General features: G+C 63.7%; 21 protein-coding genes and 1 pseudogene. 16 read left to right on the forward strand and 6 right to left on the reverse strand.

The annotated features are described in order from the left end of the window. Positions 1–2: 2 nt before the first annotated feature. From ACW9UR_RS05080 to ACW9UR_RS05095, 4 genes are read right to left on the reverse strand one after another with little or no spacing between them, the layout of a single operon-like run. The gene (locus ACW9UR_RS05080) at positions 3–1,163 is read right to left on the reverse strand and encodes a M24 family metallopeptidase (protein WP_458915834.1); all 1,161 of its coding nucleotides are present in this window, start codon (positions 1,161–1,163) and stop codon (positions 3–5) included. Further along, positions 1,160–2,251, reverse strand: coding sequence for an Ldh family oxidoreductase (locus ACW9UR_RS05085; protein WP_458915835.1), 1,092 nt, complete (start codon positions 2,249–2,251; stop codon positions 1,160–1,162). The genes ACW9UR_RS05080 and ACW9UR_RS05085 overlap by 4 nt, the downstream gene beginning before the upstream one ends. Beyond that, on the reverse strand, positions 2,251–3,129 hold the full coding sequence (locus ACW9UR_RS05090) for a DUF4438 domain-containing protein (RefSeq protein ID WP_458915836.1): 879 nt from the start codon (positions 3,127–3,129) through the stop codon (positions 2,251–2,253). The genes ACW9UR_RS05085 and ACW9UR_RS05090 overlap by 1 nt, the downstream gene beginning before the upstream one ends. Continuing rightward, entirely contained in the window at positions 3,126–3,998 is an 873-nt protein-coding gene (locus ACW9UR_RS05095; RefSeq protein WP_458915837.1) for a DUF4438 domain-containing protein, read from the reverse strand. Before ACW9UR_RS05095 ends, ACW9UR_RS05090 begins: the two co-directional genes overlap by 4 nt. 188 nt (positions 3,999–4,186) lie before the next feature. On the opposite strand from ACW9UR_RS05095, the gene ACW9UR_RS05100 reads away from it, so the two are divergent. The 14 genes from ACW9UR_RS05100 (at position 4,187) to ACW9UR_RS05165 (ending at position 19,380) form a co-directional block, all read left to right on the forward strand. Further along, the gene (locus ACW9UR_RS05100) at positions 4,187–5,716 is read left to right on the forward strand and encodes a carboxypeptidase M32 (protein WP_458915838.1); all 1,530 of its coding nucleotides are present in this window, start codon (positions 4,187–4,189) and stop codon (positions 5,714–5,716) included. A gap of 42 nt (positions 5,717–5,758) precedes the next feature. Further along, positions 5,759–6,964, forward strand: a complete 1,206-nt coding sequence (locus ACW9UR_RS05105) for a pyridoxal phosphate-dependent aminotransferase (protein ID WP_458915839.1) — start codon at positions 5,759–5,761, stop codon at positions 6,962–6,964. A gap of 26 nt (positions 6,965–6,990) precedes the next feature. Then, the gene (locus tag ACW9UR_RS05110) at positions 6,991–7,482 is read left to right on the forward strand and encodes a VOC family protein (protein WP_458915840.1); all 492 of its coding nucleotides are present in this window, start codon (positions 6,991–6,993) and stop codon (positions 7,480–7,482) included. After that, complete coding sequence (locus tag ACW9UR_RS05115) at positions 7,479–8,477, forward strand: succinylglutamate desuccinylase/aspartoacylase family protein (RefSeq protein WP_458915841.1); 999 nt, start codon at positions 7,479–7,481, stop codon at positions 8,475–8,477. The genes ACW9UR_RS05110 and ACW9UR_RS05115 overlap by 4 nt, the downstream gene beginning before the upstream one ends. Before the next feature lie 45 nt (positions 8,478–8,522). Further along, on the forward strand, positions 8,523–9,434 hold the full coding sequence (locus ACW9UR_RS05120) for a polysaccharide deacetylase family protein (RefSeq protein ID WP_458915842.1): 912 nt from the start codon (positions 8,523–8,525) through the stop codon (positions 9,432–9,434). Next, positions 9,431–9,910: an ureidoglycolate lyase gene (locus ACW9UR_RS05125; protein ID WP_458915843.1), complete on the forward strand. Its 480-nt coding sequence runs from the start codon at positions 9,431–9,433 to the stop codon at positions 9,908–9,910. Before ACW9UR_RS05120 ends, ACW9UR_RS05125 begins: the two co-directional genes overlap by 4 nt. 32 nt (positions 9,911–9,942) lie before the next feature. Then, positions 9,943–10,854: a dihydrodipicolinate synthase family protein gene (locus ACW9UR_RS05130; protein WP_458915844.1), complete on the forward strand. Its 912-nt coding sequence runs from the start codon at positions 9,943–9,945 to the stop codon at positions 10,852–10,854. Positions 10,855–10,865: 11 nt separating this feature from the next. Next, entirely contained in the window at positions 10,866–11,789 is a 924-nt protein-coding gene (locus ACW9UR_RS05135) for an NAD-dependent epimerase/dehydratase family protein (protein WP_458916167.1), read from the forward strand. Next, on the forward strand, positions 11,786–12,796 hold the full coding sequence (locus ACW9UR_RS05140; RefSeq protein WP_458915845.1) for a Gfo/Idh/MocA family protein: 1,011 nt from the start codon (positions 11,786–11,788) through the stop codon (positions 12,794–12,796). Before ACW9UR_RS05135 ends, ACW9UR_RS05140 begins: the two co-directional genes overlap by 4 nt. Before the next feature lie 83 nt (positions 12,797–12,879). Beyond that, positions 12,880–14,442, forward strand: coding sequence for an ABC transporter substrate-binding protein (locus tag ACW9UR_RS05145; protein ID WP_458915846.1), 1,563 nt, complete (start codon positions 12,880–12,882; stop codon positions 14,440–14,442). A 60-nt stretch (positions 14,443–14,502) separates the two neighbouring features. Further along, positions 14,503–15,585, forward strand: coding sequence for a Gfo/Idh/MocA family protein (locus tag ACW9UR_RS05150; RefSeq protein ID WP_458915847.1), 1,083 nt, complete (start codon positions 14,503–14,505; stop codon positions 15,583–15,585). Continuing rightward, complete coding sequence (locus tag ACW9UR_RS05155; RefSeq protein ID WP_458915848.1) at positions 15,585–16,313, forward strand: SDR family NAD(P)-dependent oxidoreductase; 729 nt, start codon at positions 15,585–15,587, stop codon at positions 16,311–16,313. Before ACW9UR_RS05150 ends, ACW9UR_RS05155 begins: the two co-directional genes overlap by 1 nt. Continuing rightward, positions 16,310–17,677, forward strand: coding sequence for a M20/M25/M40 family metallo-hydrolase (locus ACW9UR_RS05160; protein ID WP_458915849.1), 1,368 nt, complete (start codon positions 16,310–16,312; stop codon positions 17,675–17,677). The genes ACW9UR_RS05155 and ACW9UR_RS05160 overlap by 4 nt, the downstream gene beginning before the upstream one ends. 23 nt (positions 17,678–17,700) lie before the next feature. Beyond that, a complete protein-coding gene (locus tag ACW9UR_RS05165) occupies positions 17,701–19,380 on the forward strand; it encodes a M14 family metallopeptidase (RefSeq protein WP_458915850.1) in 1,680 nt (559 codons plus the stop codon). A 799-nt stretch (positions 19,381–20,179) separates the two neighbouring features. Here the strand turns inward: ACW9UR_RS05165 and ACW9UR_RS05170 are convergent. Further along, the gene (locus tag ACW9UR_RS05170; RefSeq protein WP_458915851.1) at positions 20,180–21,073 is read right to left on the reverse strand and encodes an IS481 family transposase; all 894 of its coding nucleotides are present in this window, start codon (positions 21,071–21,073) and stop codon (positions 20,180–20,182) included. A gap of 66 nt (positions 21,074–21,139) precedes the next feature. Here ACW9UR_RS05170 and ACW9UR_RS05175 point away from each other — a divergent pair. Both ACW9UR_RS05175 and ACW9UR_RS05180 read left to right on the forward strand, forming a co-directional pair. Beyond that, a pseudogene (locus tag ACW9UR_RS05175) lies at positions 21,140–21,457 on the forward strand (ATP-binding cassette domain-containing protein); the annotation flags it as partial. A 653-nt stretch (positions 21,458–22,110) separates the two neighbouring features. After that, a complete protein-coding gene (locus tag ACW9UR_RS05180; RefSeq protein ID WP_458915852.1) occupies positions 22,111–23,193 on the forward strand; it encodes an extracellular solute-binding protein in 1,083 nt (360 codons plus the stop codon). Here ACW9UR_RS05180 and ACW9UR_RS05185 read toward each other — a convergent pair whose 3' ends face one another. Beyond that, positions 23,194–23,715: a DUF6647 family protein gene (locus ACW9UR_RS05185; RefSeq protein ID WP_458915853.1), complete on the reverse strand. Its 522-nt coding sequence runs from the start codon at positions 23,713–23,715 to the stop codon at positions 23,194–23,196. Between the last annotated feature and the right edge of the window lie 48 nt (positions 23,716–23,763).

The raw sequence follows: 23,763 nt of genomic DNA on the forward strand, positions 1-23,763 counted from the left end.
TTTCAGAGCGCGACGATGCGCGCGTCGATCGGAACGTCGGCCTGGAAGCGCGAGGGGATCTCCACCCCGTCATGTCCCAGGATCATCGTGTTGATGGTGCGATAGCCGTCGCGACCGGGGCGGTAGACGCCCGGCTCGTTCGAGAACACCATGCCGGGTGCGGCCGGGGTTCGGTCCCCGGGGGCGAGCCAGGGGGCCTCGTGACCCTCGAGGCCCATGCCGTGACCGATCCGGTGGCGGATCGCGTCGCCAAGACCGGCGGCGCGTAACTCGTCCAGCGCTGCGCGGTCTATCGCCTCGCCGGTCTCGCGCCGGGAAAGCGCGGCGACGCCTGCGTCGTTGCAGGCCTGCATGGCGGTCATGATGCGGCGCTGCTCGGGCGTCATCTCGCCGGCGATCAGTGTGACGCCGCTTTCAGCGTGATAGCCACCAAGGTGCCCGCCGATGCCGGCAATCAGGGTTTCCCCGCGCTGGGGCTGACGGGTCAGAACGGCGCCGTGGGGTAGGGCGGCGCGTGGACCGGAGTGGACCGAAGCGGTGATGCCGACCGGCGTGCCCGCGAAGGCCTCGCCGTGCGCCGCAAAAATCGCCCCGCGCGCGTGCGACATCGCATCGGCCATCAGGTCCTGTTCGGTCCCGCCCTGATTGATGATGTCGGCTGCGACATCCGCGAGGCGGAACAGGAACATGTCGGCGAAGCGGGCGGCCTCGCGGATCAGCGCCAGTTCTTCGGGTGTCTTGATGGTGCGGACCGTCATCGCGTGATCGCGCAGGTCGACGCGCTTCATGCGCTCGCGCGCGGCGTCCAGAAGGTGCGCGTCGAGCCGGTCGATCCCGATGGCGCTGGGCCCGATCTCGTCGAGCATCCAGAGGACGGGATGCAGCGGGCCGGGAAACTCGTCATAGCAGCGCAGATCGGTGATGCCGGGGGCGACGGCGTTCTCACGCTCGAGCGCGGGCATGAACAGCACCGGCTCGCCCGCCACCGGCAGCCACAGGGCCATCGGCCGCTCGTTCGCGGACAGGAACAGGCCCGTCGCATAGGCGATGTTGGGCACATGCGTCAGCAGAAGGCCGTCGAGTTTCGCGGCATCGGCCCGCGCCTGCAGCCGCTCGCGCGCGGCTGCGTGGACGTCGGCGTCGAGTGGCTTGAGGCCGCTCACAGCGTATCGCCGCTGTACGGCCCCAGCTCGCGAAGGGGGCTCTTAAGCCCAAGCTCGCCGCCCAGTGCCTTGAGGTCGGCGAGCACCCGGTCATCCAGCGGCACGCCGTCCTTCGACTTCGCGGCGACGCGGCGGGCTTCCTGCTCGCCGGGGACGAGGATCTCGTCGACGCCGGGGCGGCGGGCGCGTGACTTGGCCATGTCAACGAACTCGCCCATGCGCCGGGCATAGTCGGCCGGGTCCATGAACCAGCTGATGTCGATCGCCTGGAAGTAATGCGACACGTCCAGCTTGTTCGGATCCGAATAGGGCGTCAGGCCGAAACCTCCGCCGGACAGGACGCCGGTCAGCGCCTCGGTCATGAAGGCAAGGCCGTAACCCTTGTGGCCGCCGATGGGCAAAAGCGGTCCCAGCATCGCGGCAGAGGGATCTTCCGTCTCGTGTCCCTCGGGGGTCAGTGCCCAGTCGAGCGGCATCTTCAGCCCCTCGCGCTCGTGCCATTTCATCATGCCTTTGCCGGCCGTGGTCAGCGCGATGTCGAGCACGACGGGAAAGCCCTTGTCGGACGGGGCCGCGATCGACCACGGATTTGTGCCGGTGACGCCTTCACGACCGCCATGGGGCGCCATCTCGGGGCCAGCGTTGGTGAAGGCGACCCCGATGCAGTCATGCTCCAGCGCCTGACAGGCATGCACCGCGCTGGAGCCATAGTGCGTGGAGTTGCGGACGATCACCGTGCCGATGCCGTTCTCCTTGGCCTTCGCGATGGCCAGCCGCATCGCTTTCGCCGCGGCGACCGTGCCGATGCCGTTGTGCGCGTCGACCAGCGCCAACGCCGGGCCTTCCTTGACCACAGACCACCCAGCGCGCGGATCGACCTCGCCCTTGCCGATCCGTTCCTGGTAGCGGCGCAGGCGCATCACGCCCTGACCCTGACCTGGGTGGAACCGGAGTTCCGAAAAGACCAGCGCGTCGGCAAAAATGCCGGCGTCTTCCTCGGTCAGGCCCAGGGCGGCGAAACCCTCGGCCACGAAGGCGCGCAAATCGTCCTTGTGGACGTTCGTCATCGGGATGCGGTTGGCCGACATCAGCGGGCAAGCTCCAGCAGTGCGGCGATGTTGGTGTTGGGCGCGTCGAACGTGCCCAGTTTGCCCGAAGGCGCCGTCATCACCACCGTCATGCCGGGGCCGTAGCCGGCGCGCGGCCCGTCGGTCTGGCCGACGATTCCGATGCTCAGGGCGCCGCGCAGGTAGCCGTGATTGTAGCGGCTGTCGGTGTCCTGAATCGCGACGACATCGCCAAGACGCAGCTTGTCGAGTCCATGCGCCGCCAGTTCATCACGATCTGTCGACTGCATGTGGAGCGAGCCACCCTCGGATGTCAGGCCGGCACCCGCGCCGACCATGTGCGGCGGGACGGTGGCGACGACGCCGATCTTCAGCACATCGCCTTCGGCCTTCTTGGGAAGGGCGTCGAACAGCGCGGGCGATATTGACTTCAGGGCAACGTCGGGATGGTCCGGAAGCGCAAGGCCAACGCCCTCGGCCCGTACCGTCAGCAGGTCGTCGACGGCGATCTTGCGGCGGGTCTCGGCGTCGAAATGGACGATCACCTGGTCCGAGAAACGGCCGGACTTGCCCGTGACCACGCCCTTCGCGCCCTTGGCCGCGCCGGTCGAGACCGTGACGCTGTTGCCGACGCAGGCAAAGACGTTGAGGCCGCGGTTCTTGTTGTCGTCGGGGTGAGCGATGCTGACCGAGGGGTGAATGCAGTCGCCGGTCCAGCCATAGGCACTGTCGCCGACCGAGACGTTGTAGACGATGCCTCCGAACGTCGGCCAGAGGAACGGCTTGCCCTCGGCGGTCAGGCGGTAGGGTTCGGCGGGCAGGCCGGTCAGGGACGGGTTGGCCACGCGGCCCGAAACGGAGACGGCGACGACGTCCGCGGCATTGGTCTTGATGGTCATTCGGCTTCTCCCAGTCCCAGGTGGCGGGCAATGTTGGCGGTCTCGTCGATGCTGAAATCGATGCAGCCATCGGCGGCGGTCATCAGTGTCAGGATGCCGGGGCCGTGGCCGGTCATGATCGAATCGCCGTGGATACAGAGGCAGATCGACACCGCGCCCTCGCGGTAGCTGCGCCCCCAATGGTGATCGGCATGGCGGATCGCGATGATGTCGCCCAGACGCATCTGGTCGATCCCCAGTTCCGCCATCAGGGCACGGTCGCCGGACATCAGGTCCTGGTCGACATATTCGGAGTTGAGCTCCGCGCCGGAGCCCATAATGCGGATCGGAAGCTCCATCGCGACGGGCACGTGTATCCGGCCATTGCCGCTTTCGGTGATATTCATCGCGCGCAGAAGGCGCGGGCTCATCTTCTTGAGCGAGATCTGCGGATAATCGAGGAGCGACAAGCCCTGGCCGTGCGAGGTGATCTGGATGCGATCGCCCTCCGCCAGCAGCTCGTGCGTCTCGTCGTCGAACTGTACGAGGATGCGGGCATGTTCGCCGATGACGACCCCGCGCGCGCCCGCGGCGAGCCCCGAGGTCACGACCGCGTCGTTGCCGATGCAGTTCAGGTAGTGCAGCGCGAAATGCCGGCCCTGGTCGCCTTCCATGTCGATGGAGACGCCGGGTTCGACGTGGTCTCCGGCCCAGCCGAAGGCGCGGTCGCCGCACCGGACATTGTAGGTGACCCCGAACATCCCGGGCAGAACTGTCGCCTTTCCATCGGGGTAGGGGATGTATTGGCCGGGGCGGACGGCCGGCGTCGTGACGGCACCGGTGATAGCCATTTCCACCAGTGTCGATTCGTTGGTTCTGAGGCTGGTCATGGACGCCTTTCCCTCCTTGCGGCCCTGCGAGCGGGTTTTGGTGTTGACTTATCGTTGATCAATTGCCACCAGTAGATTGTCGACATTGTTCATGACGATGGGATACATGAGCAGCGCCGATAGTCAAGCGCCGCGGCGGTCGTCAGAATCGCCGGCAGCCGACACAGACCGAAGGGATACCGAGCGGAATGAGCTACGCCGATCTGATCGAAGTCACTGGACGGGTGAACGATTTCCTGAACGCAGGGTCGATCCTGTCCTGGGACGCGCGCACGATGATGCCGAGTGCTGGCGCCGAGTCGCGCTCCAAGCAGCTTGCGACCCTGGCCGTAGCGGCGCGGGACCTGCTTTGCTCGGATGAGTTGAAGCGCGCGCTGGATGGCGCCGAGGCCGAGGTGGCCGGCAAGGAGCCGACCTCACCCGAGGCGCGCATCACTGCGGCGGTGCGCGAGGCGATCGACTATCACGAGCGTATCCCGGCCACACTGCTGCGGCGCAAGACCGAGCTTGGGTCCGCAAGCCACCAGGTCTGGGCCGAGGCGCGCGCGACCGCGGATTTCGCGAAGTTTGCGCCCGCCCTGACCCAGATGGTCGAGATCAACCGCGAAATGGCCGAGTGCATCGGCTACGAGGATCATCCCTATGATGCGTTGATGTACCGGTTCGAGCCGGGCACGACGACGCGCCAGTTGAACACCCTTTTCGCGCGCCTGCGCGAGGGGATGCTGCCGCTGGTCCGGCAGATCGCCGAGGCGCAGCAGCCGCGCGCCGATTTTCTTTACCGCGAATACGCGGTCGAAGATCAGATGGCCTTTGCGCTGAAGATGGCCGAGCGGATCGGCTATGACACCAGCCGCGGCCGCCTTGATACGACGGTGCACCCGTTCGAGATCTCGTTCACGCGCAACGACGTCCGGATCACGACCCGGGTAAATGCGGAATACATGCCGATGTCATTGTTCGGTGCGCTGCACGAGGCGGGCCATGCGATGTACGAACAGGGCGTCGATCCCGCTTACACCCGCACGCCGCTCGCCACCGATCTGATCAGCCTTTATGCCGTCGGTGGCGTCAGCTTCGGTGCGCATGAATCGCAATCGCGCCTGTGGGAGAACCACGTCGGGCGCAGCCGCGCCTTCTGGCACAACCATTTCCCGGACATCCAGGCGGCCTATCCCGGCACGCTGGACGATGTGAGCGCGGAAGAGTTCTATCGCGCGATCAACCGATCGCAGCCCAGCTTCATCCGCGTCGAGTCGGACGAGCTGACCTACGATTTCCACATCATGCTGCGGGTGGAACTGGAAAGCCGCCTGATCGACGGCAGCCTCGAGGTCAAGGACCTGCCCGAGGCGTGGAATGCGGCAATGAAAGAATACCTGGGCGTCGACGTGCCCGACGATTCGAAGGGTGTGCTTCAGGACGTGCACTGGTCCTCGGGGCAGATCGGCACCTTCTGCAACTATACCATCGGCAACATCATGGCGGCGCAGCTGTTCGAGACCGCCATGCAGAAGCGGCCCGAGATTGGCACCGCGCTAGAAGCGGCCGACTACGCGCCACTGCGCGAGTGGCTGACCGAGAACGTCGCCACGCATGGCAGGCGGTTCACCCGGGACGAGCTGCTGGAGAACGCCACGGGCCGGGTTCTGGATCCGGAACCGTATATCCGCCACCTCACCGCGAAGTTCGGCGAGATCTATGCGCTTGCCGCCTGAAGTGGCCAACCAACGAACGCCTGAAGGGAGGGCCCTGAGACCATGACGATCGATTACACAGCCCGGCTGGCAGACCGCGTCAAGCTGACCGAAGAGCACCTGATCACCAAGATGCTCAATATCGCCGATGGCCTAGATGACGTCATCAAGCTGGGCCGCGGCGACCCGGATCTGGACACCCCCGAGCATATCGTGAAGGCGGGGCAGGAGGCGCTGGCGAACGGCGCGACGCACTATACCCACCCGCTGGGCATCCTGCCTCTGCGCGAGGCGATCGCGCAGAACATCAGGGACTACGGCGGGGCGGACTACGCGCCCGACGAGATCATGGTCACGCCGGGGGGCCAGCACGGGATGTTCGTGATCGCCCTGTCGCTGCTGAACCCCGGCGACGAGATGATCGTGCCATGCCCGGGCTACAATCCCTACGGCCAGGCCGCGGAACTGGCGGACGCCAAGGTCGTCAAGGTGCCCATGGGCATGGAGACGAACTTCACCCTGACCGCCGACATGGTCCGCCCGCACATCACCGAGCGGTCCAAGATCCTCGTGCTGATCAACCCGAACAACCCGACCGGCACCGTCACCCCCGTCGAGGAGGTGCGCAAGATCGCGAAGCTCGCCGAAGAGCATGATCTGATCGTCATCTCGGACGAGATCTACTCTCGGCTGACATTCGGCAACCACAAGGTCCTCCCCGTCGCCTCGATCCCCGGCATGCGCGAGCGGACGATCACGCTGTCGGGTTTCTCGAAAGCCTATGCGATGACCGGCTGGCGCATCGGCTATCTCGCCGCGCCGCGCGGGCTGATCACGCCCATGTCCGAGATCAACCACGCCTTCGCCATCTCGACCGCCGCGGTCAGCCAGCATGCGGCGCTTGCCGCCATGACCGGCTCGCAGGAATGCGTCGAGGACATGCGCCGGACCTACGATGGCCGGCGCCGGGCGATTTGCGCCGGACTCGATGCCGTCGGCATGCGCTACGCCGAGCCGCAGGGCGGGTTCTACGTCTATGCCGATGTCGCCAGCCTGGGCTTGGGAATCACCGCTGGCGAGTTCTGCGAACGGCTTTTGGCCGACGGCAAGGTGATGATGTACCCGGGCACGATCTATGGCGATCACACGGACGATTTTGTCCGCATGTCCATGACACAGCCCGTCGACCGGATCGAAGTCGCAATGACCCGCATCGGCGAGGTCGTCGCCGCCATTCGCGCGGAAAAGACAGCTTCGGCGACAGCCTGACACCGTATTCCAGCAGGAGAGACCAAATGACCGTCAAATCAGACAATCCGAACGTGAAGGGCATCAAGCATATGGCCTTCGCGGTCAGCGACGCCGAGAAGGCGCTCGAGGCCTATGCGAAGTTCCTGCACGTTCCCGCCGACACCGAGATCACCCATTTCCCGAAATCCGGGAACAAGGTCGCGCTTTTCTACCTCGGCGGCATCGAATACCAGCTTTGCCAGTCGACCGATCCGAACGGCCGCTTCGCCTCGTGGATCAAGGAGCGCGGCGCCGAGGGGCTGCACCACATCTGCTACGAGGTCGACAATATCGACAAGGCGCTGGAGCACGCCCAGGCGCAGGGCGCCGAGCTTCGCCTTTGCCAGGCGTGCGGCGTGAAGGGCAGCCACGCGCATCCCGAAGGCTGGGTGGCGTTCCTCGACAACGATGCCGGCGGCATCGAGATCGAGTTCATGCAGGTCTACACGCCCGAGCAGCTGAAGGCCTACGAAACCTCGGGGGCCGAAGCGGTATGACGACCGAAGCGAACCAGGTGCTGAGCGTCGGCTCGGCAAGCGCGAAGCCGGGCGAGATGGCCCGCGGATATATCGCCGCCGGTGAACTGGCCGGTGGTGTCAAAGTCGAAATCCCCGTCGTGGTGATCAACGGCGCCAAGCCGGGCCGCGTCTTCTGGGTCAACGGCGCGATCCACGGCGACGAGCCCGAGGGCCCGCGCGCCTGCCACTTGGCGATGGAGCAGATCGACCCGGCAAAGCTGACCGGGGCAGTCGTTCTGGTGCCGGTGGTGAACCCGCTTGCGTTCTCGGCAGCCGAGCGGGGCAACCCGCTGGACACGTTCACCTACGACATGAACCGGATCTATCCCGGCAAGCCGGGCGGCTACTATTCCGACCGCGTCGCCGATGCGCACTGGCAGGCGATGAAGGACGTCGCCGATATCGAGATCTCGATCCATTCCGGCGGCGCGCACTCGTTCCTCGACAAGGCGATTTTCGTCGACGAGACGCCAGAGTCGGTCGAACTCGCCAAGGCGATGGGCGAGGGCTGGGGCTGCATCATGTCGAACTTCAACCCTTCAGGCAGCCCGATGGCGGCGCTGAAAGGTGTCGGCAAAACCGGGATCACCGTCGAGCTTGGCGGCCGGTCTGCAACCTCGCCAGAGCGGTTCCGTTATGTTGCGGACGAACTGGCTAAATCGATCATGAACATCCTCTACCACTACGGGATGATGGAGGGCGACGCCGTCTATCCGGACCCGTGCTGGAAGGGCGTTCAGGAGGCTCTGCTGGCGCCCGCGTCGGGGATCTTCCTGCCGGTAGAGGGCATCGACTTCCTGACCATGATGAAGAAGGGCGATCCGATCGCGAAGATCGTCAATGTCTTCGGGGACGTCGTGGGCGAACTTGAAGCGCCGGCGGACGGCATGTTCTTCGGCCTGCGCGCGCTGCCGAACGTGACGCTTGGCGACTGGTGCTGCTTCTTCTGCAAGGTGGAGGGGCCCCGTGACTGAACCGGCGAAAAAACAGGGGGCCCCGCGCCCGGGAGCGGTGGCCGCATGACGCACACGCGCGACCTCGAGGGCTATGCGACGGACCCGCCCAAGCTGACCTGGCCCAATGGGGCCGGGCTGGCGCTGAACTTCGTCCTCAACGTCGAGGAGGGCTCCGAATACTCCATCGGCGACGGGGACGGTGTGTCCGAGTCCGCGCTGCTGGAGGTACGCGCAAGCCGTGTCCCGAAGGGCGAGCGGGATCTCGCAGCAGAGAGCATGTACGAATACGGCCAGCGCGTTGGCGTCTGGCGCATCTTCGACCTGTTCCAGCGGCGCGGTGTGCCGCTGACCATCTTCGCCAGCGCGCAGTCGCTGGAGCGAAGCGATCGTGTCGCGCGCGCTATTGCCGAAACCGACTGGGACATCTGTGCCCACGGCTGGCGCTGGGTCGAGCACTACAAGATGGATCGCGAGGCCGAGCGCGAGCATATCGCCCGTGCGCATGAGAGCATCGAGACCACGATCGGCCGCCCGCCCGCAGGCTGGTACTGCCGCTATGCGCCGTCGCTGACGACGCGCGAACTGGTGGTCGAGCATGGCGGGTATGCCTACGACAGCGATGCCTACAACGACGATCTGCCGTACTGGACCACGGTGTCCGGTAAGCCGCACCTTGTGCTGCCCTACACGATGGTCAACAACGACGCGAAGTTCCTTGCCGGGGACGTGTTCGCGGCGGGCGATTTCGCCGACTTCCTGATCGACGGCTTCGATATCCTTGCCGAGGAGTCGACGCGGATGCCGCGCATGATGTCGGTCGGTCTGCATTCGCGGATCATCGGGCATCCCGGTCGCCTGATGGCGCTGGTGCGGTTCCTCGATCATATCGCCGGGCGGGACGATGTCTGGGTCTGCCGCCGGGCGGATATTGCCGAGCATTGGAAGCGCCACCAACCCGCCGGCGGGGTCACATGAGCGGTCCGGTCGTCACGCTGGAACCGGCGACCACCGAGGCCTTTGCCCCGTTTGGCCATTTCGTCGAGCCGCCTCACGCGGCAGGTGAGCGGGCGTTCTATTCCGACAGCTTTCACGAGCGACCGGATAGTTCGGCGCCGGTGCTCCACACCAATTTCGTGCCCGAAACGACCATCCCTCTGGTGTGCTCCGAGGTCGAGCGCCATCCCTTCGCCGCGCAGTGTTTCCTGCCGTTGGACGTCTCGCGCTACGTCGTTCTGGTCATGCCCTCGGACGACGATGGCGCGCCGATCGTCGGTGCCGCGCGGGCGATGCTGGTGCCGGGCAACCGGGGTGTCATCTACAACCGGAACGTCTGGCACATGGGGGCGAGCGTGCTCGACCGGACCGGGCATTTTGCCGTGCTGATGTGGCGCGGCGGAAAATACCACGACGATGAGTTCCGGCGCATCCCGCCGCTGACCGTCGTCGAATGACCCAAGATTTCTGAAGAACTGGATCCCTCGTCATGGCCCGCAAGGCAATCGAACTCTACGTTCCCGCGATCACGCCGTTCTCTGCCGACCTCTCGGTCGACACCCAGCGCTTCGTGGCGCGATGCCAGGCATTGCTCGAAGCGGGCGCGCATGGGCTTGCACCGTTCGGAACTACGAGCGAGGCGAACTCCCTGACGATCGAAGAGCGGATGCAGGCGCTCGAGGCGCTGATCGAGGCGGGTATTGCGCCATCCAGGCTCATTCCCGGCACCGGGTGCTGTGCGATCGGCGACAGCGTCACGTTGGGGCGCCATGCCACGTCGCTGGGCTGCAAGGGCGTGCTTGCCTTGCCGCCGTTCTACTACAAGGGCGTGCCGGACGAGGGTGTCTTCGACGCCTTTTCAAGGATGATCGACGGCATCGCAGACGACGCGCTGCGCGTCTACCTTTACCATATCCCGCAGATGAGCGGCGTGCCGATCACGCTGAGCCTGATCGAGAAGCTTCTGAAGGCGTACCCCAAGACCATAGCCGGGCTGAAGGACAGTTCGGGAAATTGGGAGAACACCGAAGCCGTCATCCGCACTTTCCCCGAGATCGACAGCTACTCCGCGTCGGAGGCGATGATTCCGAAGAACGCCGCGACCGGCGGGGCAGGGTGCATCAGCGCCAGCGCCAACGTGAACCCGGCCGGCATCCGTCGCCTGATCGAAGCGCTGGGCTCGGATGCCGAGGCCGGATGCCACGAGCAGGTTTCAGCGGTGCGAAAGATCTTCGAGGGGTTGCCGCTGATCCCCGCGATCAAGGCTGCAGTTGCAACACAGATGGGCGACGCGGTGTACGGAATTGTCCGACCGCCCTTCGTGGCCGTGGGCGCCGAACATGATGCGATGATCGCAGAGGCGGTTGCCATTGCCGGTCCTCAGGTGCGGGCGGGGCAGTGACAGTGACCGCCATGATCGACGGGCCAATTGTCATCACCGGCGCTGGCGGGTTCGTCTGCTCGGCGCTTGCGCAGGCCTGCGCGGAGAAGGGGTATGACGTTGTCGCCGTCGATCGTGGTTTTGACGGCCCGTCGCCGCATCGCCGCATCCGGCAGGTGCAGGCTGAACTGGGTCTTGCACTCGATCTGCCGGGAATCGGCACTCCGTCCGCTTTCGTGCATGGCGCGGCCCTCACCGCCGAGCCGGGGACTTTGGGGCTGACGGCAGCGGAACATCTGCAGCGCAATCTCGGCGTGCACATGGCCTGCATGAATTGGGCGCGGGACAGGGGCGTCGATCGTTTCCTGTTCCTCAGTTCAATGGGCGTTTTCGCACCGTTCGATGGTGTTGGCTTGGAAAAGGTGACCGAAAATGTCCCTGCCCATGGATTGGGTGCCTACCAGGCGGCAAAGCAGGCGGGCGAGATTGTTACCAAAGTGGTTCGCGAAGCGGGATTCGCGACTTTGAGCCTGCGTCTGGGCAATATCTTTGGCCCGGCGGAGCGAGAGCGTCCCTCTCGCCCCTGGATGAGCCTTGTCGGGCGCATGATCCGCGAAGCGCGGAGCACCGGCAAGGTGCACCCCGGGACGGGCGACAACTTGCGGGAATGGGCCTGGTTGCCTGACCTTGCGGACGCGATTGCGGATCTTCTGCCGACGGTACCGGAACTGGACGGCGGCGTGCTGCACGCGGGAACGCCGCCGGTCCTGTCAGACCGTGTGCTTGCGGAAGTGATCGCGGCAGGCATTGCCGGTGCGACTGTCACCGATGAAGTGCGGGGCGAGGCGCCTCGGCCTCCGATGGCGAGTGCCCGTAATTCCGTCTTTGACAAGGTTGACTGGCTGCCGATCGAAGAGGGTGTCGCGCGTCTGCTCAAAGAGGAAGTGCCCGCATGACCTCGGCTGTCCGCCTTGTCGTGGTCGGGCTTGGTGCACGTGCGCGCACCTGGTTGACCGTCATCGACGCCAACAAAGAGGTGGAGGTCGCTGGCCTTGTCGACCCGTCCCCCGACGCGCGTGACGCCGCCGCAGCGCGCTATCCCGGTGTGCCGGTTGCGGCCGATCTGGCCGACATAGTGACGACCTGCGCAGCGGATGCGGTCCTTCTGGTCACACCGCCGGGCGGTCGCGAAGGACAGATCAGCGCGGCCATCGAGGCTGGGCTGCACATCATCGCGGAGAAACCGCTCGCCGACGATGTCGCCCTGGCCGAACGCTATGTGGCGGCTGCCGAGGCTGCCGGTTTGCACCTGATCGTGGGTTTGAACTTCCGATACCTGCCCGTGACCCGCGCGCTCCGTGACCTGCTGGCCTCAGGCCGTATCGGCAAGGCGGAGTTCGCGCGCTTTACCTACGAACGCTGGCGGGACGGGACGCAGGCGCGGCTCAACAAGTATCCGCTGACGATGGATCAGCCGATGCTGTGGGAACAGTCGATCCATCATTTCGACCTCATGCGCTTCGTCTACGGGCAGGAACCTACCCGGATCTTCGCGCGGACCTACAATCCTGGCTGGTCCATGTACCGCGGCGACGCCAACGTCTCGGCGCTGATCGAGTTCGATGGTGGCATGTTCGTCAACTACCAGGGCACCTGGCAGGGCGGGGTCGACAGGCTCGATTTCGAGTGGCGTACCGACTGCTCGGACGGGGTCGCGCTGCAACGCGAGATGTTCGGCGATCTCGTCGCCACGACGCGTATGCGGCCGGACTACGAAGCGGTACCTCTTGCGCCGCTGGAGCCGTGGATCACCGACGCGACCGCATTGCTGGAAATGATCGTCGACGCGCTCAAGGGCCGCGCGGCGCCCGAATGCACCGGTCGCGATCACCTTCAATCCCTGCGGATGCTCGAGGCCTGCATCCGATCATCAACAACCGGCCAGCCAGTCGCACTGGCGTGAACGTAAGGAGAGTGCGGCAGCCAACGACACGACGGGACCGGGCCTAAAGTCCGAAACGTATTTCTCTGGTTCAGGAGACTTCCATGAAACGACGTCTAGACTTGTGTTTCGCCGCCTCGGCGATGCTGTTGCTGCCTATTACGGCGGATGCCCAGACCCTTCCGGACGACACGCTTGTTGTCGGCCTCAGCGCGGATGCCAGCACGTTCGAGCCGGCCGAGATCCGATCGCTCGACAATGCCAACATTGCCGAGATGATCTTCACGACGCTGACGGCGATCGATGACGAGGGCACGATCATGCCGCGCCTGGCGACAAGCTGGGAGGTTTCGGACGACGGCAAGACCTGGACCTATACCATCCTGCCGGACCAGACCTGCGAGGACGGCGCACCACTGACGGCAGACGATGTGGCCTATTCCTGGAACCGGGCCGCCGATCCGGCGAACGCGTTTGCGGGCAACACGCCGGGCTTCGTCTATACCTCGATGGGGTTCGAGCGCGCAGAGGCCCTGGACGACACAACGGTTGCGATCCACATCCGCGAGCGCAATGCGATGGCCCTCGGGTTCACCTCGCAGGTGTATCTGCATTGCCGTGAAAGCTACGAGGCAATGACCGAGGACGAGATCGCCCGCTCGCCGGTGGCCTCGGGGCCGTATCGCCTGGTCGAATGGCGACCGAGCTCGGAACTCGAGCTGGAGCGGTGGCGCGACAGCGAGCGCGGGCATTTCGACCGCATCCGGTTCCGGATCATACCCGAAGCCTCGACCCGCATCGCGGAGCTGCTGGCCGGTAACGTCGACATCATCACCAATGTGCTGCCCGACCAGTCGGACATGATCAACGCCAGCGGCGTGGCCGAGGTGCAGGTCGTCCAGGGGCTGCGGCGCATGTATGTCGGGTTCAACCAGGGCTCGCAATTCGAGGGTGTCGCGGGCGAGGCGGTGCGCGACCCGGATGTGCGCCGCGCACTGCAGTATGCCGTCGATGTGCCGCTGATCTGCCGCCAGCTTCTGAACTTCGAGTGTGAGCGGGCGACCGGCCTTGTGAACCCGCCGAACGGGCATCCGGACCTCGAGCCATATCCCTACGATCCGGAAACCGCCGAGCGGCTGCTGGACGAGGCGGGCTATCCGCGCGGCGAGGATGGCGTCCGTTTCGAGATCACGTTCCAGGCCCCGCGCGGCCGGTATCTGAACGATGCCAACGTCGCGCTGGCCGTCGGGGCCTTCCTGACGGATGTGGGCGTGAAGACCGAGGTAGAACTGCTGGAGTGGTCCTCGGTCTATGTGCCGCTGATCCGCAAGCACGATGCTGGTCCGCTGTTCCTCTTGGGGTCGGGCGGTGCGCTTTGGAGTCCGCTCTATGACATGGCGCTGCTGGCGACCGTCGAGTCGGGGCCGAACTACACGAACTGGTCCGATCCCCGCTGGTTCGACCGCTGGCCGGATGTGATGAACGCCGAGACCCCCGAGGAAGAGCGCGCGATCATCAACGAGATGCTGCAAGTCTTCTACGACGACGGTCCGTGGCTCCACATGTACTTCCAGCCGGATTTCTACGGCGTGGGCTCGCGCGTCGACTGGACCGCCCGGCGTGACGAGCGCCTTGACCTGTGGGATGCGCAACTCGCGGCAGACTAACCATATCTCCGCCCCCGCGCGTCGTTGTCGGGGGCGGATGCAATGACGAGAGGAAATGAAATGATCAGGACCGGCATCATCGGCGCCAGTTTCGCACGCGACGCTTATCTTCCCGCTTTCGAGCACATCGAGGGGGCGAAGGCGGTCGCTCTGGCCTCCGGCCGCCTTGAGAGCGCGAAGACGGCAGCCGGCGATTACGGCATCGAGGCGGTTTACGACGATTGGCAGAAGATGCTGGACGAGCAGGAGCTCGATCTGGTCTGCATCGCGACGCCTACAGTCCTGCATGCGCCGATGGTCAAGGCGGCCGTCGCACGCGGTGCCCATGTCCTGTGCGAGAAGCCGACCGCGATGAACGCAGGCGAAGCCCGCGAGATGCTGGACGCGGCGCGCGCAGCCGGGCGCCTGCACATGATCGATCATGAATTGCGCTTCAACCCGAACCGGGCGCGGATCGCCGAGCTGATCGCCGCCGGTGAACTGGGCGAAATCCGCCACGTGAACATTACCAACATCGGTGCGTCGTGGAACGATCCCGCCTCCCGCCGCAAGGGCGACTGGTGGTCCGATGCCGCCCAAGGGGGCGGGCGCCTCGGCGCGAACGGGTCTCACCAGGTGGACATGCTGCGCTGGTGGCTGGGCGAGCCGGCCTCGGTTGTCGGGCAGGCGCTGACCGTGGTCCCCGACCGGGTCTGCAAGAATACCGGCGAGCCGTGGACCGCCACGGCGGATGACCTGTCGCATTTCACGCTCGAGATGCAGTCGGGCGCGCTGGCCACGGTCTTCATGTCCGGGGTGGCGGCGGCGAACATGGGGAACGAGACGCAGGTGTTCGGGTCCAAGGGCACGATCACGCTGTCAAACTCGGACGAACGGCTCTACTTCGCGAAAGGGAATGCCGGGTTCGAGGAAATCACCGTCGATGATCCGACTGCTCGCCTTCCAGGCTTGAACAAGGGGATCTGGAACGTCTCGGTCCTCTCAGCCCTGCGGGAATTGACCAGCGCCATCGCCGGGGAACGGGAGTTGAAGCAGGGCGCGACTTTCGTCGACGGGTTGCGGAACCAGATGGTTCTGGATGCGGTGCTTGCCTCGACCACTTCGCGGGCATGGGTCGATCTGGATATGTCGGGCGCCGTTTGATGGCCCCCCCGATTGCCGATCAGCGGGTCTGCATCACGGGCGCTGCCCACGGTCTGGGGGCAGCGATCGCGCGTGCGTTCGCCGCAAAAGGCGCAAGGCTTGTCCTGATGGATTTCGACCGTTCAGCGTTGGAGGCGAGCGCCGAAACGCTAAACGCGGAGGCCCAGCTGATCTGCGCCGACCTGTCGGATCCCTATGCCTGTCAGGAGGCGATCCGGACGATGATGTCCGATCCCGCCCCGGTCGATACCCTGATCCACAACGCGGCGATCCTGCGGCCCGAGCCGTTCGAGGCCGTCACGTTCGGCACTTACCAGGCGACGGTAAATGTCGGATTGCAAGCGGGCTTCCAGCTTGCGCAGTCGGTCTGGCCCGCGATGAAGGCGCGGGGTGGGGCGCTGGTCTTCGTCTCTTCCCAGTCGGGCATCAAGGGGTTCGCGGACGAAACCGCGTATTGCGCGGCCAAGCACGGGCTGGAGGGACTATCCAAGTGCCTGGCGCTGGAAGGCGCCGCGCACGGGGTCCTGTCCTGCACGATCACGCCGGGCAAGGCGATGCGCACGCCCATGTCCGAACAGAACTATCCCCCGGAACTCAAGGCGACGTGGGTGGAGCCTGACGCGCTCACCCCCGCCTTCATCGAGATTGCAGAGACCCGGAACCCCGCGTTCAACGGTCAGCGCCTGAACGCGTGGGGTCTGTCCAGTGCCAAGGAGCCGACCGAATGAGTGACCGCATGCAGGAAATCTATGACTACATCGACGCGCATGCCGACGAGTTCGTGGCCGATCTCCAGCGCTTCGTGCGTCAACCGTCGATCTCGGCACAGGGGATCGGACTGGAGGAATGCGCCGCCCTGGTGCAGGACATGATGCATGCCGACGGGCTGCCGGCGGATCTGCACGCCTTGCCCGAAGGCCCCCCTGTGGTGTTCGGCGAGCTGAAAAGCCCCAGCTCGAAGAAGTCGCTGCTCTGCTATTCGCACTACGACGTTCAGCCCCCCGAGCCGATCGAGGCCTGGAGCCATGGCGGCCCCTGGTCCGCCGAAATCGTCGACGGCATTCTTTATGGCCGCGGCGCGACGGACAACAAGAGCGGCGTCCTTGCCTTCAACAAGGCCGCGAAAGCCTTCCTTGCCGTCCGCGGCGAGGTGCCCGTGACCCTGAAGCTGCTGATCGAGGGTGAGGAAGAAATCGGCAGCCCGAACCTCGGTCCCTGGGCCGAGCAGAACAAGGACATGCTGCAGGCGGATGGGATGCACTGCCTGGACGGCTCGCTGGAGATCGGGGCGGATGTGCCCGACGTCTCGCTGGGCCTGAAATCGATCCTCTTCGTCGAACTGGTCGCGCGCGGTCCTCGGACGGATGTCCACTCGCTGAACTTTCCGCTGGTGCCGAACCCGGTGTGGGACCTGATCCATTGTCTTGCCACCATCATGGACCGGGACCGCAACATCCTGATCCCGGATTGGGCCGAAGGGATCTATGTCCCCGACGAAGATCACGAGGCGTTCCTGCGCGACAAGGCCGGGCGGATCGACTTCGACATGCTGCGCGACGAGATGGGCGTGGACGAGTTCGTCCTCGGTCGCGACGGGGTGGATGCGCTGCGCGCCCGCACCTACGAGCCGACCGCCAATATCCAGGGCATCGAGGCCGGGTACATGGGCAAGGGCACCAAGACCATCGTGCCGTCGGAAGCACGTGTGCGGCTGGACTTCCGGCTGATCCCGAACATCAGCCCCGTCAAGGCAGCCGAGAAGCTGCGCGCGCACATCAAGGCGCAGGGCTTCGACTCGATCGAGGTGAATACGTTCGAACGGGCCGAGGAGCCGTACAAGATCTCGGCGAAAGAGGACATCTCCCAGTCAATCATCGCGGCGGCCCACGAGGTCTATGGCGAGCCGCCCATCGTCAACGGGGTGTCGGCCGAGGGCGCGATCCTGCGCCACGTCTGGATCCCGTGCGTGCTGACCGGCTTCGCCAACCCCGGCTGCAACCTGCACGCACCCGACGAGAACATTCACGTCGACAAGTACATCCAGGGCATCAAGTACGCCGCCGCCATCATGGAACATTTTGGCCGCTCGTAAGCGTCGCCGCGACAGGATCAGACATGACCACGATCAACATTCCCTTTGACACCTACCACGACTACGACACCATGACCGGCCACCTGAGGGCGTTGGCTGATGCGTATCCAAAGCTGGCCACGTTGACCTCGATCGCGAAGTCGCATCAGGGGCGCGACGTGTGGTTCATGCAGCTGACGAACCCCAAGACCGGCGCGCCCGAGGACAAGCCGGCGTTCTACATCGACGCGCAGATCCATGCCGAGGAGCATGCGACCTCGGCCACGGCGCTCTATGCGATCTGGTATCTGCTGACCAACTACGGCTTGGACGAGGAAGCCACGCGCTTGCTGGATACGCAGGTGTTCTACATCATTCCGCGGATCAATCCCGACGGGGCGGAGTTCGCGCTGAAGGCGCCGTTCCACCCATGGTGCGGCAACGGGCGCTTCCTGCCGGGCGAAGACAGGATCTCTGGCTTGATCCCGCAGGATATCGACGGCGACGGTTATATCGTCAGCATGCGTGTTCCGGATCCGAAGGGTGAGTGGAAGAAGGACGACAAAGATCCCCGGATCATGGTCCAGCGCGAGCCGGGCGAGGAGGGGGGCGAGTATTACCGCATCTACCCGGAGGGTCTGATCCGCGACTATGACGGCCTGCATGTCGAGATCGAGCAGGGCGAAGACGGGAACATGAACCGCAATTTCCCGATCAACTGGAGCCCGCGCGAATATGGTGCCGGCGAATACCCGTTTTCCGAACCCGAGGCGATGGGCGTTGGCCGACTGATCCTCGACCATCCGAATATTGCCGGGATGTGCGCCTATCACACGCACGGCGGGATCATCCTGCGCCCGTCGATGATGAAGATGGATGCGGACATGAGCCCGCGCGACCTTGCGCTCTACAAGGACCTCGGCGCGGTTGGGGAAAAGCTGACCGGCTATCCCACGATCTCGGTCTACGAAGAGTTCACGCCGGACAAGTCCAAGGTGCGCCACGGCAGCCTCAAGGACTGGGTCTACGAAGAGATGGGCATCATCTGCTTCTCGACTGAACTGTGGGATCTGGAGCGGACCGCCGGCGTACCCAAAGAGGGGTACTACAACCTTGGCCCGCGCGATGCCGAAACCCAGCGTACCGTCTTCAACTGGGTCGTCGAGAACCTCGGCGATCACGGGTTCCGCGACTGGAAGCCCTTCGACCACCCGCAACTTGGCCCGGTCGAGATCGGCGGGATGGTCTACATCTGGAGCTACCGAAACCCGCCGGGTCACCTGCTGGAAGAAATCTGCCACAACAACACGATGTTCAACCTACGCCACGCAGCCTCGGCGCCGCAGGTGCGTCTGGACGAAGTGACCTGCGAGCCATTGGGTGGAGATCTGTTCAAGGTGTCTGCCGTCGTTTCCAACCACGGATACCTGCCGACCAACCTCTCAGACGTTGCCATCGAAAAGGGTGTCGCAAAGTCGGTTCGCGTCGCCATTGAGCTGGAGGAAGCGGAACTGGTGATGAACCCCGACGAACAAGACCTCGGACACCTGGCTGGCCGAAATGAGCGCAAATACCAATGGTCGCCCTGGGGCCAACAGTGGTCGGCTGTCTCGAAGCGTGCCGAATGGCTGGTCAGAAGGACGTCTGAGAATGCCACCTGCTGCGTCAGCGCGGTCTCTGAAAAGGGCGGAAGCTGTTCCTCTTCATTCGTTCTCGGGGATTGAGAAACTGTCCTGCGGTACGATGAAGCTGGTGTGTCGAGAGGGTTTGTCGGGCTTGAATATCAAGCGTACATCACTGCGTTACTATGCCATCGCGCGCATGTGATCTTGCAATAAAAGCAATGTTTTGATCCTGCTCTGACAGCCAAAGTGACAAAAGATATCAAATACTTGAGGTCGGCTTTAGCCGATCGAGTTCCCGATATCGCGTTTCACATCAACGTCTGGCAAGGGCTCCAGACGGAACCTGTGGATTCGCGGGTTGCGGCTGTGCGAGTTGAAGATCGAAAATGCCAAACATAAGCGGATCGTGGCTTACCAAATGCTGGCCATGTCGTCGGTGAAGGAACTGCCGGCGAAAAAAACTGGCGAGACCCATGGCCAAACGTAAAGCTTTGGGATTTCTGATGGGGAGGTAGGCCTGAGTGAACGGCGGGCGTGCCAGATCGTTGGATTGGAGTGATCGGTTTGACCTTCCCCCCTGATAAGGGGCGCGTTGATCCAGAATCCCCCGGTTGATTGCGCTGTACCCGAACCTTAGGCCACCCGGAGCTGGAATTTCCGGACTCCCTCAACGTGGCTGGCCGAATGCGCCGCAGTAGTCTGTGAGCGCAATCGGGACGGTTTAGCTGATCACACTAATGGGTCGATACTCATTGTCGAACCTGCGCCAAGCCTCCATCTTCTACTGCGCCCCTGCGAGGCTCAGGATCCTGTGGACGGACAGGCATTCTTGTTGGAACTTCGAATTGAGCCTCGCAAGTGTAGCCTGATCGATCTGGCGAGACACCGCGTGGTCAGATCATAGCTTCTCGCGCAAAGCCTCGTAAGGCGTGTTTCCACCGTGGGCTCCATGTGGCCTTGCGAGATTGTAGAAGCGCTCCCACTCATTCAGCTTGGCGGCAAGATCGACGTCGCCCTTGTAGCTGAGAAGCTGATAGAACTCCTGCTGGTCAGCCCTGTGTGACCGCTCGACCTTTCCGTTGAGTTGCGGCGATCTCGGTTTGATGTAGGCGTGCCGGATGCCCCTGTCCTCGACAAACCAGTGGAACTTGGCCTGAAACTCATGGCCGTTGTTGGTTCGGATCTCTCGGATACGGAAAAGAAAGGCCGAGATGACATGATCGACGAAGTCGATGGCATTTGCCTGGGTATGCCTTTCGCGGATCTTCAGGGCGCGGATGCGCGTCGCATCATCGATCGAGGTGTATTGGAAACGCCGTATCTTCCGACCGTCTTTTCCTTTGAAGGTCAGGAACTTGACGTCCATCTGGATGTGATGGCCGGGACCCTGCTTGTTGTAGCGCCTGGTGTGCACCTTGCGCAGTCGGGTGCCCCGTGGCAGGCGGTTCAAGCCGTTGCGGCACAGGATGCGGGACACGCCGGCATCCGAGATCATGGTCCCGTGATAGCGCTCCAGGTACCAGACAATGAGCATAGGCCCGAGGTGATACTTGCGTCGCAGATGCAGGACTTTCTCGGCGACGCCTGCCGGTGTCTTGTTCGGATGATTATTCGGGACTGACCGCTTGCTGACCAGGCCTGCCTCCCCGTCGCGCTCGTACGCGTCGCGCCACCGATAGAAACTCGCGGGCCCGACCCCGAAGTACCGACAGGTCTTGCTAACGTTTCCCGCGCGCACTGCGTGGTCGAGAATGCGCAGCTTTCGACGGATCTCCCGTTGATCCTCTGTCATGTAAAACACCCTCCCTCTCCGCCATGGAGATCATCGAAGGTGTCTCGCTGAATCGTCCAACCCTACAAGCTGCTGAGACTGGTGGGGCTCAATCCCTCCGATGCCGACAGGCACCACCACCGGTGTTCGGGCGACCAGCATCAGCGTATCGGCATCGCCCGAGCGCTGGCGTTGGAACCCGAAGTCATCATCTGCGACGAGGCTGTCTCGGCGCTCGATGTCTCGGTACAGACGCAGGTGGTCAACCTGCTCAAGGACCTCCAGCAGAAGCTGGGGCTGGCCTATCTGTTCATCGCCCACGACCTGTCGGTGGTGCGTCAAATCTCGGGCCGCGTGATCGTGATGTATCTTGGAAATGTCGTCGAAGAGGGTCCGACCGAGAGCGGTAGCCCGTGAGGTTCCTAATCCGATTGTGTGGTTCCGGTACGGACAACGAAGCGGAAACGATAGCGCGTTCTAGATGCTGGCTGGGGTGCCCAAATTGATCCACTAGGCAGCAGTAGCAAGACAAGAAGTCCTAGGGACTGATTTATCCGGCACCGCATGAGGTTCCGGCCTCTAGCTGATCTCATATGGTGCATAACAACTTTGTCTCTTCCCGGTTCAAAGCTGCGCGCATAGTATCAATAACGCAGCCTTTTGGAGACTATCTTCTTGCCCACCGGAAAGCTCAGCCTGCGCGCGGGGCACGAGTCAAATGCCGGCAGAAACCGGGGACTTGTCTTCAACTTCGGGTGCGGTGCCATTCTGGGCCGAACGACGACCCGCTGGGCGATGCAACGTGTTGGCCCGAATGCGCGGGAGAGCTATGGGTGGGACATTCGGGACCTTGGCCTTGTGTGCGATCCATCGCACAGCGCGGCGCGGGAAACCATCTGCGGAGAGGGCCGAGGCCTATCTTGGCATACTGCCAACATAGGCTGGCATCGCGGTGGAGGTGGCCGTCACACCTGGGCGGCAGGGCGGGCTCAAGATGATTCCGAGCCGCCCTCGGTCTCGAGTTGATTGACCCTCTGCCCCTCAGGTACTCTGGCCCCATGAAGGAACGTCGACATCATTTTCTTTTCCTGTCGATCATTCTCCAACCGGTCGTTGTGCCGAATGTTGGATTGGCAGAAAGTATGACCGTCGTGACCTGGGGCGGGACCTACCAGAAAAGCCAGGAGAACGCCTATTCGCCCGGCTTCGCAGCCGATATTGAATGGGTGGAGTATCGTGGCGGGCTTGATGAGGTGCGTGCCCAGGTCGAGAGCGACAACGTCGAATGGGACGTCCTGGACGTCCTTGCTCATGACGCCCGCATCGGGTGCGAAGAGGGTTTGTTTCGCAATCTTCCGCCGGATCTTTTTCCCGCCGACGTGGAGAATGATCTCGTGATCCCGAGGCCTAACGCGTGTGTCGGCCCGAACATCACATGGTCTTGGGTCACAGCTTACAGACGGGCCGCATTTCAGAGCAAATCGCCAGGGTCCCTAGCCGACTTCTTCGACCCGCAAGCGTTTCCGGGGCCGAGGGCAATCTCGGCTTTCCCGCAGGCAAACCTGGAGATGGCGTTATTGGCCGATGGCCTGCCCGTCTCGGAGGTCTACGATCAGCTTGCTACGCAAGCCGGTCAGGACCGGGCGTTCTCGGTCTTGAACCGCATTGCCGCCGATCTGCACCTCTGGTCCTCTGGTGAGGAGCCGTTGGACCTGCTGCGAGCGGGCGAAGTGGTCATGGCCACAGCCTATAGCGGGCGTGTCGGGGCAGCGCAGTTGTCAGGCGAAGAAGGGATTGCGGCCATCTATGATGGCCAGATCCTTGATGAGGAGTGGTTCGTCATCGTCGCTGGTGCCCCGAACGAAGAAGCCGCACTCGACTTTCTGCGCCATGTCGCGGAACCCGAGCAGCAGGCGGCACAGGCGCGCTGGATCCCTTACGGACCCATGCGCCAGTCTGCGCTCGAGATCATTGCGGAGGGCGAGCCCTGGTTTCATACGGGAGAACCCGTCCTGCCTCATATCCCGTCGCGTCAGGATCGGGTTGAACATTCGCTCGTGCTCGACCCGGACTTCTGGGCGGAACACGGACCGGCGTTGACTGAACGCTTTGCGGCCTGGCGTAGGGGACTTGGCCTTTGATCAATCCGGATGGTGGTCCCGAACCGCGCAGCTCGAGGCAAGCAATACCCACGCCCAATTGAAAGCGCCCGTCTCGCCGTGAGCATTCAGGTAGGCCTCTTGTAACAGGTAAGCATCCCATTCCATTGCCTGCGGGCAATACCAATGCTGCGCAGTGGTCTGCCTATGATGCACCATTTCGTGCAGGAGAACGCTGCGGTCGAAGGCGGTCTCCTGATACCATTGCCTGACCAGATAGATCGTCGCTGTCTCGGCATCATATGCACCACGGACCGTCTCGGCGACCTGGGTCAATTGTCCTTCGAAGAGAATGGGGCTGCCGGGCTCGACGAGTGCCACCCGCGCGACCGGAACATCCGCTCGTGGGAGATCCGAATAGCCATCGAGCCAGAGGTCCAAAACCTCCATCGTGTTCAAGATTGCGCGCGGTTCATATGGTGCATGAGCCCCTAGGACCTCGGGCTCGGCGGCAGCTGGTGCAGCAAGGACAAAGGCGATCAAGCTTGTTCGGAGGGCGTTCATCTGATTGGCTCCCGTGCACTGGATTGCAGTGGTCACGGTTTGCCCGGC

It is taken from the genome of Halovulum sp. GXIMD14794 (assembly GCF_054457455.1).

Excerpts from the sequence above, each read along its gene's own strand:
- ACW9UR_RS05115 (WP_458915841.1), top strand. The coding sequence starts at position 7,479 with ATGACGACCGAAGCGAACCAGGTGCTGAGCGTCGGCTCGGCAAGCGCG.
- ACW9UR_RS05140 (WP_458915845.1), top strand. The coding sequence starts at position 11,786 with ATGACCTCGGCTGTCCGCCTTGTCGTGGTCGGGCTTGGTGCACGTGCG.
- ACW9UR_RS05165 (WP_458915850.1), top strand. The coding sequence starts at position 17,701 with ATGACCACGATCAACATTCCCTTTGACACCTACCACGACTACGACACC.
- ACW9UR_RS05145 (WP_458915846.1), top strand. The coding sequence starts at position 12,880 with ATGAAACGACGTCTAGACTTGTGTTTCGCCGCCTCGGCGATGCTGTTG.
- ACW9UR_RS05125 (WP_458915843.1), top strand. The coding sequence starts at position 9,431 with ATGAGCGGTCCGGTCGTCACGCTGGAACCGGCGACCACCGAGGCCTTT.
- ACW9UR_RS05085 (WP_458915835.1), bottom strand. The coding sequence starts at position 2,251 with ATGTCGGCCAACCGCATCCCGATGACGAACGTCCACAAGGACGATTTG.
- ACW9UR_RS05110 (WP_458915840.1), top strand. The coding sequence starts at position 6,991 with ATGACCGTCAAATCAGACAATCCGAACGTGAAGGGCATCAAGCATATG.
- ACW9UR_RS05185 (WP_458915853.1), bottom strand. The coding sequence starts at position 23,715 with ATGAACGCCCTCCGAACAAGCTTGATCGCCTTTGTCCTTGCTGCACCA.
- ACW9UR_RS05100 (WP_458915838.1), top strand. The coding sequence starts at position 4,187 with ATGAGCTACGCCGATCTGATCGAAGTCACTGGACGGGTGAACGATTTC.
- ACW9UR_RS05150 (WP_458915847.1), top strand. The coding sequence starts at position 14,503 with ATGATCAGGACCGGCATCATCGGCGCCAGTTTCGCACGCGACGCTTAT.
- ACW9UR_RS05135 (WP_458916167.1), top strand. The coding sequence starts at position 10,866 with ATGATCGACGGGCCAATTGTCATCACCGGCGCTGGCGGGTTCGTCTGC.
- ACW9UR_RS05170 (WP_458915851.1), bottom strand. The coding sequence starts at position 21,073 with ATGACAGAGGATCAACGGGAGATCCGTCGAAAGCTGCGCATTCTCGAC.
- ACW9UR_RS05090 (WP_458915836.1), bottom strand. The coding sequence starts at position 3,129 with ATGACCATCAAGACCAATGCCGCGGACGTCGTCGCCGTCTCCGTTTCG.
- ACW9UR_RS05160 (WP_458915849.1), top strand. The coding sequence starts at position 16,310 with ATGAGTGACCGCATGCAGGAAATCTATGACTACATCGACGCGCATGCC.
- ACW9UR_RS05105 (WP_458915839.1), top strand. The coding sequence starts at position 5,759 with ATGACGATCGATTACACAGCCCGGCTGGCAGACCGCGTCAAGCTGACC.
- ACW9UR_RS05180 (WP_458915852.1), top strand. The coding sequence starts at position 22,111 with ATGAAGGAACGTCGACATCATTTTCTTTTCCTGTCGATCATTCTCCAA.
- ACW9UR_RS05155 (WP_458915848.1), top strand. The coding sequence starts at position 15,585 with ATGGCCCCCCCGATTGCCGATCAGCGGGTCTGCATCACGGGCGCTGCC.
- ACW9UR_RS05130 (WP_458915844.1), top strand. The coding sequence starts at position 9,943 with ATGGCCCGCAAGGCAATCGAACTCTACGTTCCCGCGATCACGCCGTTC.
- ACW9UR_RS05095 (WP_458915837.1), bottom strand. The coding sequence starts at position 3,998 with ATGACCAGCCTCAGAACCAACGAATCGACACTGGTGGAAATGGCTATC.
- ACW9UR_RS05120 (WP_458915842.1), top strand. The coding sequence starts at position 8,523 with ATGACGCACACGCGCGACCTCGAGGGCTATGCGACGGACCCGCCCAAG.